The organism is Paenibacillus sp. P4_A9 (assembly GCF_056402415.1).
In genome coordinates this window covers 62,221-74,607 of the sequence record NZ_JBFUHL010000027.1, presented here as the reverse complement: position 1 = coordinate 74,607, position 12,387 = coordinate 62,221, and the positions used below count along the sequence as shown (strand labels likewise).

Sequence of the window (12,387 nt, the reverse complement as noted above, 5' to 3'; positions counted from 1 at the left end):
TTATAATAATCATAAAAACCGCGTAATTACTGGACTTTGACTAACGATCTTTATTTTCCTGAATCACATCATCATATCATTCTCATTGGTGTAATACTCCACAAGAAGATAATCCGGACAAAGTGACAAACTTAATTTGAGTGCTAACAATTTTGAAAACTGTATAAATACTGTACATTGACTAACGAACTTTATTTTCCAAAATTACTACCTGATCAAGGAAAATAAAGTTCGTTATTCGAGTTTACATTAGTAAACATAAATTTCGGAATCATCAAAAGGATCTGAGTAGCAGCAGAAAAAATGACCGCGGCGAAGTCCACCGGTCATTGATTGTTTGTCCTCTCTAGATTCTGAGGCCCATAGCTTCTTTGTGTTGATTTTAATGTATAATCAGAGAAATGGGATAAAATACACTTTATTTAGCGCTAGTAATTTATTTGGGGGTAAAGGTCTTTGCTTACAATTCATGACGTGATCACCGAGCTTAATTTGTCCAGACGGACAGTTTTTAACTGGATCAAGAAGGGGATTTTACACCCAACGAGTTCACAGGATAGCTTGCAATTTTCCCCTGACGAGATTGAGAAAGTTAGGAGATTTTTCAATGAACATGTAACCACTAGAGAGGCAGCCCTCATATTAGAAGTTCCGATGACATTTCTCAATCGCTGGATTGAGAACAACATAGAGGGTGGTTTCCCAGCACATCCCTATCTAAGTAATGCAACTGCTATTCCCAAAGCGTGGATCGATTCTCACCGCGTTGTGATAAGTGGAGAATTTTCTGGTCAAAAGAAGAGGAATAGAAATACACCAAAAGAGATAAAGGGACGTGAGTTGAATCCATTTTTTAATGGATACCGCCTGTTCGATCGCTTTGATAAGGCTGGGGATTACTGCTGGATTGTTGACACGGATCCGTTCACAATTCTTAGTAATGGCAAAATGGTCGTATTGGACAATCCAGTTCCAGAGGGAAATAGTGAGCCCTGTCTCAATTTGCCCTATGCTGCAAGTAAAGGGGCAGTCCGATTTAGAATTCCTTTCGCATCATTGGACGATAGGACTCTACAGATGCTGGGGATCATGGTCCATCACTTTGGTACAAAGAATATTCGGGTTTTTGCGGAGCAAGATTTATACCTAGTTGTCGTTAGGAGTGGCATGGTTTTACGTAATCGTGAGTTTGAGACGATATTGAAGGATTATGTGGTTGAAGGGCAGATCTTCTCAAATGATGATGGGATTGTCATAGGCGATTTTGTGCATAGACTTACGATCTCATTACATTATTCAGAATTTCAAAAATTACATAAAGAAACCGATGGCCATGTACATGAATTGATATCTAAAATCGTTAGGAATCATTTGAATATTAATAAATTGTAAACGTATTGCCTTATCTTGGTGTTTTATTTATAAACTAATGGACTTATGGTACTATTAGAGAATGGAAAATGAGTACAAAGTAGGAGAATTCGCAAAATTAATTGGCAGGACTGTAAGTACTCTGCAAAGATGGGACCGAGACGGAACCTTAGTTGCTCACAGAACCGAAGGGAATCGTCGGTTTTATACCCATGATCAGTACATAAAAGTGAAATTCAGAGATCATCGTTCGGCAAGAAAGGGGGCTGTCGTCGGATACTGCCGTGTTTTCAATGGCGAGAGAAGGCAATTGTACGATAGGCTACAGTATGAAAGGCAACTGTACGATTACCAACATAGTGTTATTCTCGAATATGCGGTTGAAAATAATATTTCAGTTGATCATTGGTTTTATGATACTGGTGGACTTTTAAATGAACGGAAAGAATACATCAAGATGTACCAAATGATTGTAGCTGGTGATGTGAGTTTATTAATTGTGCCAAAACGAGACAGATTAATGAGACATGGATACGAAGCTTTTACCATATTGTGCGAGTTACATGGGACTATAGTCATAAGTGTAAGTGATTATCGTCCAGTGGATGAGTACTTGATTTCTCCGATTGAAGAAGAGACGGATGAATTGTTACAGCTCTTAACGTATTATCATCGAATAAATAAGCAAAAAGTCATTGAACAAATTAACAAGATGCCTTAGTGCAAATATATTGCATTTCAATAGGTGCAAGGCTATACTAATCGTAGATTGTTACTAGTTCAGCAAGAGAGTTGCTGCGCTAATTGTTCAAGATAACGTGGCTCTATGAGTCGCACCTTCCTTAGGGAAAGTGTGTCATCATAGAGCTTTTTTGCGTGCTTCTTCCTTTGTTCGACATTATTCGACATGAATATATCTATTTACAATAATCGACATACTTGAGAAAACGGTGTCTTTTAGACCATATAAATAGAAAAATTTGTCGCTATTTCGCTCCTATGTGTGTATAATGAACACGTATGGTGAGGAAGTTAGAAAACATTTACATATTATTATGTCGATATATAGGTCTGATATTTTTTCATATAGAGTAGAATGCCCTAGATGAGGGGGCTAATCTGAGGAGTGAATCGTATTGCGGAAAGTAATTATTGGGGCTTCAGGCGTAGCTCTTATGGCTATATCTGTTATTGGTAATCTTTATTTTTCGAAATTAACAGAGGTCAAATTCACATCAACACTTACGGTTAAGCCAACGCGGTTGCTCAAAACAGGGGAGATTATCGAACCGTCGATGCTCCGGCAAGTATCCATCCCAGAAGCAGCACACGTTAAAGAAGCAGTCGTTGATGCAAAGGATCTCTTAGGTAAAGAAGTTCTTGTGCCTGTTGGGGGGGACGAGGAAATCGCTTCATGGAAAGTCGGAAAGCCAGGATATGTTCCGAAAGAGGGCGAGCGTTACTACAGTTTTAAGACGGATGTCACGGCGAATGTTAATAATATGGTCCGTCGCGGCGATTCTGTAGATGTTTGGGTTGAGTTTGAAAATCCAAAGTTGATAAAGACTCCAAACGGGTTGGAAACGATAGGTGCTGTAAAGATCATCGAAGGGCTTAGAGTCACATCGATCAAGACGGTAGAAGGTGTGGAAGTTGGAGATGGTAATGTGTTGGAAAGCTTGGTCCAAAGTGACTCCGACCAACTAGCGAATAATCGTATGAAATCAACAGGAAGACCAGAAACGAATACGTACATCATGAACGATGATACTTATAGCGCATATGCTCTGGGTTCAATTGGTGGCAAAATAAAACTCGCGTTACCAAACCTAAATCAACGTGACCTACCACCGGCTAAAGTTACGGATTCTTTCTTGGAGCTGCAAAAGGTGGATGCCTTCAATAAACAAAACAAAGGAGAAGTTACGGTAAAGAACGACCTTAAAAATACAGAAGTAAAAGGTGCAGTTTCTAGTCCCCAGCAATCTCCGTCAGCATCCTCGCCACCTACTTCTTCAGTCACACCTAAAGCAACGGAGGTTCGGTAATGAGAGTTCTAATTGGTATCAAGCAGCAAGGGGCAATGGAAAGCCTTCTGGAATATAGAAAAGACAGTATGGAATTTCATATTGTTGATCAAAAAGATGAATTTCTATTCCAACTTGCAAGTGATTATGATGTCGTTTGTGCCGATGCTGGTTTATTCACCGATCTGTATCCTTGGGTATGGGTCGATGAAATTAAACGTGTAGCAACAAGAGCGCTGGTTTACATCGCATTAGACACGGATGCGTACGATTCAACAATGATATCAATTATCGAGAAGTTGGCCTTGGATTATGATTTTACTATTCTGTCAGCACAAATTTCATCTGAAAAGACAGCTTATGAATTTGCCAAAAACATTCTCGGGTTTGAACGCAGTCAAGCTCAATACGCTGAAGGCGGCAAATTTATTACTGTATTGCCAGCATCAGCGTCAGACGGAGCATCGACAATCGCATTAAACACGGCCCTTGCTATCGCTTCAAATACAAATTTACGTGTAGGACTGATCGACGGAAATCTTAAAAACCCATCATTACGTTCTCATTTGAATATTTCGGATCGGATAAAAAGCAATTTTCAAATACGCGCTAAGATGCAGACGGGAACACTTGACCCATCGACTTTACAAGCTGCATCTGTCGTGCATAAGAAGTTTTCAAATCTTTATGTTTTGCCAGGCAGCCACCGAAGGGAAACGGCCTCCGATGTGACGCCAGAGATGATTTATCACCTAATGAGCGTCGCTAGACAGACTTTCCATATTACGATTATGGATGTCAGTTCATTTGCGGATAACGCAGCCACAATATGCGGTGTTAGATATGCGGATGAGAGATGGTTGGTTTCACAACCGATTTATACATCGTACCGGATCAGCTGGAAAGAATGGCTGGAATGCTACTGGCGACTCTGTGGTCTAAGCTCAAAAGACTTTAAGCTTGTTATTAACCGGATACAAGAGAACGATAGCCTCGAAGATATGATTAATTATCTCGATATGGATGTAGCGGGGAAGATCCCGAACGTAGGTGGTGGATTGGGTGTTAAATCAATTCACGATGGTATCCCGTTATATTTACAAACGGGCTCCCAGATCGATTCTTTTATCCATGCAAGTAATGAGCTGGCCTCAACGATTGCAAATAATAATAAAACGGATTTCGTTGCTGCGGCTTCTGAGCAAAGGCAGCCTGGTTTCTTCCGTAAAATATTCCAGAGATAGGGGGTGGTTATTGTGAAGGTGGCTGTGATGAAAATGAAACCACGTATTGCCTTCGATTCATCTAAATATCTGCAAGATATTCGACAAGCGAAGGCAAAAGAACAAGCGAATACATCTCTTCATCTCATTCATGGTGGAGAGGGACGATACATTCCCTTATCTCAAGCTACAGATATTGTCCATAAGCATTTAATGGATCGACAGCAGAAGGATCAAGATTTATATGTAGACATCCTTGCGGCAGGTATAGGTGAGCCAAGTGCAAAAGATCGGATGAAAGCAGTTGTCGATACGCTTATTATGGAGTATCGGATTGAAATTGATCCTGATACTTTAATTGAGGGAATGAATGCAACAGAAAGTATTTTTGCTCAAACATGTGGAGCTAGTCTCATTGAAGATTTAAAGGATCTACCAGATGTAGAAGAAATTCAAGTAATTGAAAAGGATATTTTCCTCATTATGAAGGGGGAAACGATACCCTACACGAAGAGAAAATTTAATTCAATAGAAGAGGTCCTTATCTTGCAAGATCGCCTTGCTCTGTGTGGAAAAAGGCCGATTAATGAAAATGCACCGTGGGTACAGTCGTATTTATGGAACGGATCACGGCTTGTTATGGCAAGAGCACCATACTCGGATGTGCCGGCCATATTCATTCGAAATTTTATCGTTAGAGATGTCACGCTTGAAATGCTCTCAAATGGTGAATACCGAACGATCAACTCCAAGATGGTAAGATTGCTGAAACTTCTTGTTCGGTATCATGCTTGTATCTTGATTGGAGGTTCCACCAATACAGGGAAGACTACTTTTTTGTTTGGTCTTTGTCAGGAAATTCCCGAGCAGGAGCGTATTCGGACTTTGGAGTCCGATTTTGAAATTGCCTTAAGAAGAAGGTTAAAGGGTATTCGTAGTATCTTAGGCGTACGTAAAGTCGATGATATTGGCCTCACCATGGAGGAAGCTTTTAAACCATTACTTGTTATGTCTCCACATTGGGTTGTGCTCGGCGAGGGGCGGGGCTMGGAAATTAACCAGGCTATACAGGGGGCACTTCGTGGTCATGACGTTATGGCGACTATGCATACTAAATATCGTGAATCATTTGTCAGTGACGTCATTGATATGATGAAACAAGATGGTCGTGTTCATGATACTGAGGATGCTAAAAAGCGTATTGCTCGAGCTTTCAATATCGTTATATTCCTGCGTATTGTAAAGATAGATGGTGAGAATTATAGAATTGCAACGGAGATCACTGAACTTTCGGTTGATGATGAAGAGAAAGTTCAGGTCAAGGCTTTGATCGAATGGGATTTCTTAAAGCGAGATTGGGAACTAACAGGACACAAAATTAGTCGTCCACTTATGGACCATATGATTGCTAATGGAGCCAATCCAAGCGAGTTTAAAGAGCTTGGATTCTGGGAGTAATGACATGATGGATAAACTTTTTACTCCAATGTTGGTATCTGGGTTCGCAAAGGGACTATTCATTTCATTGTGGATTATTGGAACGGTAATGATAGCTATTCCTGTTCTTCAAAAACTAGCGGTTGCTTTTCAAAAAAGAAGAAGATTCAGAAGCCTTGGCGAGACGGATAAGGAAATAAAAATATCTTTTCGGAAGATACCAGTCGTCGATCGTTTTGCTCGTGAAATTGAAATGGCAGATATCAAGACGAGTGTTGAAGTTGTACTTTCGATTATGCTTGTGGGTTCATTGGTTGGAGGGTTTGGATCAACCGGGGCGATTTATCTTTTGCAGCAGGCATACGCTACTGGTACCGATCGAATAGCTTCAACGAATCCATTGATATTGAGTGTATGCACAGGAATGTTATTCGCTTCATTCCCTTATTTTTATATTCGTTTTCGATTACAACGTAAGAGGCATCGCATTGCACTTCGTATGATTGCACTAGTGCAAAATTTGATTGGTCATTATCGGCCACGCATAACAATGGCGGAGCTTGCCTCCAAGGCAGCTCCTACCATGCACGCTGATGTTCGTTCCGAATGGAAAAGGCTTGAGCTTTCCCTTCGCATTAAACCGATAAAGGATGCCCTATATGAATTTGCGGAACGCTTAGACAATCCATGGGCTGATGATCTGGTAGACATCCTCCTAATTGGGATTTCACGAGGGGTTAATGTAACGGGGGCTCTTCAAAAGTTAGTAAAGGATATGCTGACATCAAAGAAAAATGAGGAGAATCGTCTAGCTATGATTACGGTATATCGTATCGGTACAGTGTTTATGATGCTTGCTGCGTTTGGTATCGTCCTCTTTAACGTGATGGCCGATCCACCAAATTTTAAACACTATTTCTTGGAACCATTCGGTAAATTTCTGATGATTCTTACTTTAGGCGTTCTGATGGGATCCATGCTCATGGTACTTAAATCAGGACGTAAGCGATTCTAACAAGGGGGAGGGGCTTTTGGACTTTTGGTATTATTTCTGGAATTATGGATTTAAGGGAATCTTGATTCTCTGTTTTGCGGCAGGGGCCTTGTTCTTCTGGATGCCACTTTTATCTAATATTCGTTTTACCCGTAATAACCGTCTAGCAAGGTTGCTAGAAGACTTAAGAAAACCAGATGATGCGCAGTCGTTTTATCAAAGGTTATCTGACGATGAGAATATGCCCATAAAGACCCGCAATTACTATGAGAGGGCAAGACTTGCAGGTCTTCCCCACACTCTCACGTATACGTGGTTTCAATTTATTCGAACGATTATGGCTGCCATATTCATATTGTTTGCCTTCATGTCACAAGTGAGAAGTATCAATGTACTATTGAATCTTAATCTCGGATCGTATTTCTTCATACTTCTTCTTATGCTGGCTGCTGGCTTATTGGGATATTGGCTTCCTTTCATAATGGTAATGGTCACAGCAAATGGGAAAAAGACGGAGTACCTGATGGAGATTGCCAAGTTATCTCAACGTCTGCAATTATGTGTTAATGAAAAATCAGATATTAGAGAGACATTTCTAATGGCAAGTCGGCCTCTTAAACTGCTTAAACCACATATCCAAGAAATGGCTGCGGCATGGGGTAACAATCAAAGGGGAGCCATTGAACGATTCAAAGATTCCGTTGGTATCTCGGAGGTATATCCTCTCGTGAATGCACTAATATCGCTAAGCGAAACGGAAGCTAAAGAGATCGTCCAAGTTTTGAAAAGTGAGGCTGAAAACATAGATGCTACATTGGAATCTGATGTTAATCGTCGCATTGAGAATGCCCCTGTATTTATTAGCTTTTATATCATGATCCCTTTTATGATAGATGTTGCTTTATTTCTGTATCCGTGGCTTACCTCGATTAGCACGCAAATTTCGACGAGTTTTACAACCCCTTAGGAGGTCCTTATTCATGAGTAAACTTGTTGTTACATTGCTTGTGTGTGTGCTCCTTATGGGTGTATCAATTTATGCGGTGGGCAAACAAGTCATACCGGCTACTGGTACAGCAGGCACTACGCAACGCACTAATATCCAGAACGCATTTAACTAATCTATCTATTGGCACCGCATAGGTGTCTAGATATACAAAAACGACTTATAGGAGGAAAAATTTTATGACGAAACTCGTTGTTACTCTGCTTGTATGTGTATTGCTTGCCGGAGCTGGATTGTATGTTGGTGGAAACAGGATTGCCCCTGCAGCAGTTACGAAATCTGGAAATATAAATACTGCTGTCACGGGGTCTTCAGTTAACGCCGCAACTGGAGCATTTACAGGAACAGCACCTTGATTGTTGATGTAGTACTGAATGTATCTTCTATTTTAATAACTAACTAGAGGAGATCCCTATGACAAAACTTGTTGTAACACTGTTGGTATGTGTACTGCTTGCCGGAGCTGGATTGTATGTTGGTGGAAACAGAATTGCCCCTGCAGCTGTTACGAAATCTGGAAATATAAATACAGCTATCACGGGGTCTTCAGTTGACGCCGGAACTGGAACTTTTACAGGTACAGCGCCTTGATTATCTATCTATCTATCTATCTATCGACTACTTAATGAATCTACTATTTAATTAACTAACTGGAGGAGAGTTCTATGACAAAGCTTGTTGTGACATTGTTGGTATGTGTACTGCTCGCAGGAGCTGGATTGTATGTTGGTGGAAACAGAATTGCCCCTGCAGCCGTTACGAAATCTACTAGTGTTAATACGTCGCTTACCGGAGTAACCGTAAATACTACGACGGGTGCAGTGACTGCTACGGCTCCCTAACTATGTCTAAACTTATTATCACTCTATTATTATGTGCATTTATATTTGGAATTGCGGTTTTCATTTTTCTTGGTGATGGTGGCATGGTAGAAGATCTCGAAGACGGCCATACTCAGATTACCAGTACAGTCCGAGGTTTTGATTATAGTACCAATTAGAAAATAGGACAGAAGTGATCGATACATGTCAAAGAACAGATTAATTCGAGTACTTACTAATGAAAAGGGCATTGCAAGTCTACTTGTGACCTTACTTGTGATGCCCATTCTTTTATTCTTGTGTTTCGCGATCGTGCCATTTTTTGTTTTCGCCATGCGGCTTGATCATATGCATATGATTGCGAACCATGCTTTAAAAGAGGCAGAGGCAGTTGGTTATGTAAGTCCCACCGTGATAACGAATACAAATTCGTGGCTAACAGCATTGGGGTTAGGGGCAGTTAGTGTAGGAGGAACGAGTTACCCCTCGTATACGGGTAGTACAACGGCGAAAGTTCTAAGAGACGCCGCAGATCCAACCATTTCTCTAACCCTAAAATACCCAGCTCCGAATTTGACTAAAATGCTAGCTGCAATCCGAGGTTCGGGAAGCAGCGCTACAAACGAGGGTTATTATGTAATAACCCTTTACGGTAGAAGCGAAGCATACAATTAATGAGGAGGGAAATATGTCGTATTGGATAAATGCACTCCGCCAGCGAAACCAAGGTTTATTTCGAGAACAACGTGGCGGCGTTCATATCTTATTATTTACCCTCCTTGCTATAGTAGCAATTGTATGGATGTGGGTGACCATCGTGAATTGGATGCTCCAAACAGTTGTCACAAACAAAACTAAGCCCCTTATAGATCACGCGACGCACGCTGCATCTTTAGATATAGACCCAGTACAGGCAGCTAAGGGGATTCTAGTCTATAACTCAACGGCAGGAACAAATAGCTTCTATAAATACTTACGTCTTAATATGCGGTTAGATTCTACAAACACCCCTGTTGCAGGGAGCTATTTAAGCCAGGGGCCAGTTGTTCATTTAATTGAATATGTATCGAATACGAGTTATCCATTTGTTTTTCATCGTTCTATTGTTGCAAATGGTGGAACTTCAATGCAGGTTACAAGAAATGTTGACGTTACGATTTATGGTCCATCGATTGTGGCTATTGTAGAGATTCATCAAAATCTAATTGGTCTTGGAAGACAAGAACCAATCGTTTTAAGTAGTGTCTCAAGTGTCCGATTCCGTTAACTGCGTCATGTTCTCTTCTTGGTATCTGGCAAAATCTAAATTTGAATAAGGTACAGGCAGGTGGTGTAACGATGTCGGATTACATGATATTAGAGAAATTGAGGAGACACCATTCAGAAACGTATTACCATTCTCTGCGTGTCTCTCAGCTTTGCTTTCAAGTAGCTCATTATTCAGGTATGGAACTAAACATTTGTTTGAATGCCCTGAGAGCCGGGTTGCTTCATGATGTTGGTAAAATTCAAGTGCCGAACAATATATTATCTAAGCAGGGTCGTTTAACGGAAGAAGAATATGTATTTGTTCAGAAACATGTAGAGTTTGGAATATGCATGCTTAAGCAGCATGGTTGTGATCAAGAGATATTGGATGCTGTTGAACGTCATCATGAACGAGAAGATGGCCAAGGATATCCATATCGTATAAAGCCAAATGACTCGTTATCTAAAATTGTTGCGGTTTGTGATGTGTTTGATGCGATGACCGAGCGAAGGTCGTACAAAGAATCGCTGCCTAAAGCCTATGTTCTGGAACAAATGGAAATTGGAAAACTAGGTGCTTTCCAACAAAATTATGTGGAAGCGTTGAGATATATTGTGTTATCGAGGACAGAGGCAAATCTCATTTAACTAAATCAATGTCATGTTCATTCTCCTACCAAATTGTGGGTGCTTGTGGTAAAATAAAGGAAGATCAGTAATTCCTTTCCGCAAGTTAGCAACCCTATGGGTGCAGCGTATGACATGACAGTTCTATTTCTGTCTTGTAAATCGCTCCCTGTAGGGTTGTTTTTGTTTGGGGAGATATATGAAGGAAGGACTGAAATCCGATGAAGGAAGAGTGGTATGTGATGGTGATTAAAAAAACTTGGATTTTAGGTGTGATTTCTTGCGTGATAACGGTGTCCGGTTGTCAAGCAGTCGGTGTGAAGGATGTATCTGCAGCAGTCACTCCAATGAAGGTAGATCTTACTGACATTGGTGAGCACTGGGCAAAGGATGCCATACTTAAAGCTGTTCAAAATGGATACGTGGACGGTTACGATGATTACTCCTTTAAGCCAGATCAGAATTTGACTCGAGCGGAATTCATTAAAATGGCTGTTAATGCGTTAAAATTACCATTGTCTCAACCAAGTGTTGGAGACAATTGGTATACCGCTTTTGTTAACGCTGCTGCTACTGCGGGTATTCATCGGTGGAGCGATTTTGTATCTGGAGATTGGAACACACCGATTAGCCGTTTTGAAATGGCAAGAGTAGCTATTAGAGCTGCAAATCCAGACTCTCGGAAAAGCGATGCTGTAGATGCGAAGCTCTTATATGATGCGACAAAAATTGGTCTGATTCAAGGTGTCGACGACTATGGAACCCTCGCTTCTGAAGGAGCAACGACACGAGGACAAAGCGTGACCGTGATTGAACATATTCTTACGGCAACGCGTGGGGAGAAAATTGAGATTAAAGATCAAAAAAATCAAAGACGCGTAGTAGGTAACGCGGAGATTTCCTGGCATGGATCAAATGTCTTTACAATGTTGCCGAGATATTTTCCGGAGAATCAGATTGCTAACTTTGATCTCAGCAAGTTCAAATGGGACTCTTCGGATGGTAATCTGCATGAGGAAGTTGTGGAATATATTGCGGTTGACATGGATGACCCGAACGATCCGCATCGAAAAGAAATTGAGGGATTGCCGTTTGCATTTTATCAAAGATATGCAGATGGAACGACTTCAACGTATCAACAAATCCAATCCCCATCCAATTCCTTTGTAACGTATTCAAAGGTAAAGGATGTTGTCAAGGGTGCCTATCCGAAGAATCTGTTTGTTTTGGACGGGGGGCGATTAAGGATGACATATCTTATCCCACAAAATATGCTTGGTAAAGATCAAAATGCCATGGAAACAGAACTTGGGTTGCAGGAAAATACATCTTCTATCCGCTACACGAAAATTACTGAAGGGGGCGCATATGCGGAGTGGAATACGAAACAGTTCAATATTCCATATTACTCCAAAGATTTCCCTGCAGATGGAGGATCGTATTACTGGATACAAGCACAGTTGCATCCAAAAGGTGATATGGTTCCACAAGGACTTGATGGTAAAGCTTTAGCCATCAGTTACACTCCAAATCTTAGATATTATAATAGTTATGGTCCAAAACTAACAAACAATGAGCAGGTTCAAAGATTTTTTATCGAACCCAACATACAAAATCCTTAAATTGAAGGATG

General features: G+C 40.7%; 15 protein-coding genes. All 15 read left to right on the top strand.

The features are described from left to right. Nucleotides 1–456: 456 nt before the first annotated feature. The 15 genes from AC1DVJ_RS17840 to AC1DVJ_RS17770 all read left to right on the top strand — a co-directional run bounded on the left by AC1DVJ_RS17840 (nucleotide 457) and on the right by AC1DVJ_RS17770 (nucleotide 12,376). On the top strand, nucleotides 457–1,392 hold the full coding sequence (locus tag AC1DVJ_RS17840; protein ID WP_477592583.1) for a helix-turn-helix domain-containing protein: 936 nt from the start codon (nucleotides 457–459) through the stop codon (nucleotides 1,390–1,392). 61 nt (nucleotides 1,393–1,453) lie between these two features. Continuing rightward, nucleotides 1,454–2,092, top strand: a complete 639-nt coding sequence (locus tag AC1DVJ_RS17835) for an IS607 family transposase (RefSeq protein WP_477592582.1) — start codon at nucleotides 1,454–1,456, stop codon at nucleotides 2,090–2,092. Between the two features lie 415 nt (nucleotides 2,093–2,507). Then, the gene (locus AC1DVJ_RS17830; RefSeq protein ID WP_477592581.1) at nucleotides 2,508–3,419 is read left to right on the top strand and encodes a CpaB family protein; all 912 of its coding nucleotides are present in this window, start codon (nucleotides 2,508–2,510) and stop codon (nucleotides 3,417–3,419) included. Next, on the top strand, nucleotides 3,419–4,642 hold the full coding sequence (locus tag AC1DVJ_RS17825; protein ID WP_477592580.1) for a CpaE/TadZ family protein: 1,224 nt from the start codon (nucleotides 3,419–3,421) through the stop codon (nucleotides 4,640–4,642). Before AC1DVJ_RS17830 ends, AC1DVJ_RS17825 begins: the two co-directional genes overlap by 1 nt. Nucleotides 4,643–4,669: 27 nt before the next feature. After that, nucleotides 4,670–6,079 carry an ATPase, T2SS/T4P/T4SS family gene (locus AC1DVJ_RS17820; protein WP_477592579.1) on the top strand — a complete coding sequence of 470 codons (1,410 nt, stop codon included), beginning with the start codon at nucleotides 4,670–4,672 and terminating at the stop codon, nucleotides 6,077–6,079. Nucleotides 6,080–6,083: 4 nt separating this feature from the next. Next, nucleotides 6,084–7,073 carry a type II secretion system F family protein gene (locus AC1DVJ_RS17815; RefSeq protein WP_477592578.1) on the top strand — a complete coding sequence of 330 codons (990 nt, stop codon included), beginning with the start codon at nucleotides 6,084–6,086 and terminating at the stop codon, nucleotides 7,071–7,073. A gap of 16 nt (nucleotides 7,074–7,089) precedes the next feature. Next, nucleotides 7,090–8,019 (top strand): hypothetical protein, encoded by a 930-nt coding sequence (locus tag AC1DVJ_RS17810; protein ID WP_477592577.1) that lies wholly within the window; start codon nucleotides 7,090–7,092, stop codon nucleotides 8,017–8,019. Between the two features lie 13 nt (nucleotides 8,020–8,032). Next, complete coding sequence (locus AC1DVJ_RS17805; RefSeq protein WP_477592576.1) at nucleotides 8,033–8,173, top strand: hypothetical protein; 141 nt, start codon at nucleotides 8,033–8,035, stop codon at nucleotides 8,171–8,173. Nucleotides 8,174–8,237: 64 nt separating this feature from the next. After that, the gene (locus AC1DVJ_RS17800) at nucleotides 8,238–8,414 is read left to right on the top strand and encodes a hypothetical protein (protein ID WP_477592575.1); all 177 of its coding nucleotides are present in this window, start codon (nucleotides 8,238–8,240) and stop codon (nucleotides 8,412–8,414) included. 58 nt (nucleotides 8,415–8,472) lie between these two features. After that, a complete protein-coding gene (locus tag AC1DVJ_RS17795) occupies nucleotides 8,473–8,649 on the top strand; it encodes a hypothetical protein (RefSeq protein WP_477592574.1) in 177 nt (58 codons plus the stop codon). A gap of 74 nt (nucleotides 8,650–8,723) precedes the next feature. Next, the gene (locus AC1DVJ_RS17790) at nucleotides 8,724–8,900 is read left to right on the top strand and encodes a hypothetical protein (RefSeq protein WP_477592573.1); all 177 of its coding nucleotides are present in this window, start codon (nucleotides 8,724–8,726) and stop codon (nucleotides 8,898–8,900) included. A gap of 183 nt (nucleotides 8,901–9,083) precedes the next feature. Beyond that, complete coding sequence (locus AC1DVJ_RS17785) at nucleotides 9,084–9,554, top strand: hypothetical protein (RefSeq protein ID WP_477592572.1); 471 nt, start codon at nucleotides 9,084–9,086, stop codon at nucleotides 9,552–9,554. Nucleotides 9,555–9,567: 13 nt separating this feature from the next. Continuing rightward, entirely contained in the window at nucleotides 9,568–10,146 is a 579-nt protein-coding gene (locus tag AC1DVJ_RS17780) for a hypothetical protein (protein ID WP_477592571.1), read from the top strand. A gap of 71 nt (nucleotides 10,147–10,217) precedes the next feature. Next, nucleotides 10,218–10,775, top strand: coding sequence for an HD-GYP domain-containing protein (locus AC1DVJ_RS17775; RefSeq protein ID WP_477592570.1), 558 nt, complete (start codon nucleotides 10,218–10,220; stop codon nucleotides 10,773–10,775). A gap of 200 nt (nucleotides 10,776–10,975) precedes the next feature. Next, the gene (locus AC1DVJ_RS17770) at nucleotides 10,976–12,376 is read left to right on the top strand and encodes an S-layer homology domain-containing protein (protein ID WP_477592569.1); all 1,401 of its coding nucleotides are present in this window, start codon (nucleotides 10,976–10,978) and stop codon (nucleotides 12,374–12,376) included. Nucleotides 12,377–12,387 lie beyond the last annotated feature (11 nt).

Coding starts and splice junctions, on each gene's coding strand:
- AC1DVJ_RS17835 (WP_477592582.1), top strand. CDS start 1,454: ATGGAAAATGAGTACAAAGTAGGAGAATTCGCAAAATTAATTGGCAGG.
- AC1DVJ_RS17825 (WP_477592580.1), top strand. CDS start 3,419: ATGAGAGTTCTAATTGGTATCAAGCAGCAAGGGGCAATGGAAAGCCTT.
- AC1DVJ_RS17815 (WP_477592578.1), top strand. CDS start 6,084: ATGATGGATAAACTTTTTACTCCAATGTTGGTATCTGGGTTCGCAAAG.
- AC1DVJ_RS17805 (WP_477592576.1), top strand. CDS start 8,033: ATGAGTAAACTTGTTGTTACATTGCTTGTGTGTGTGCTCCTTATGGGT.
- AC1DVJ_RS17800 (WP_477592575.1), top strand. CDS start 8,238: ATGACGAAACTCGTTGTTACTCTGCTTGTATGTGTATTGCTTGCCGGA.
- AC1DVJ_RS17795 (WP_477592574.1), top strand. CDS start 8,473: ATGACAAAACTTGTTGTAACACTGTTGGTATGTGTACTGCTTGCCGGA.
- AC1DVJ_RS17790 (WP_477592573.1), top strand. CDS start 8,724: ATGACAAAGCTTGTTGTGACATTGTTGGTATGTGTACTGCTCGCAGGA.
- AC1DVJ_RS17785 (WP_477592572.1), top strand. CDS start 9,084: ATGTCAAAGAACAGATTAATTCGAGTACTTACTAATGAAAAGGGCATT.
- AC1DVJ_RS17780 (WP_477592571.1), top strand. CDS start 9,568: ATGTCGTATTGGATAAATGCACTCCGCCAGCGAAACCAAGGTTTATTT.
- AC1DVJ_RS17775 (WP_477592570.1), top strand. CDS start 10,218: ATGTCGGATTACATGATATTAGAGAAATTGAGGAGACACCATTCAGAA.
- AC1DVJ_RS17770 (WP_477592569.1), top strand. CDS start 10,976: ATGAAGGAAGAGTGGTATGTGATGGTGATTAAAAAAACTTGGATTTTA.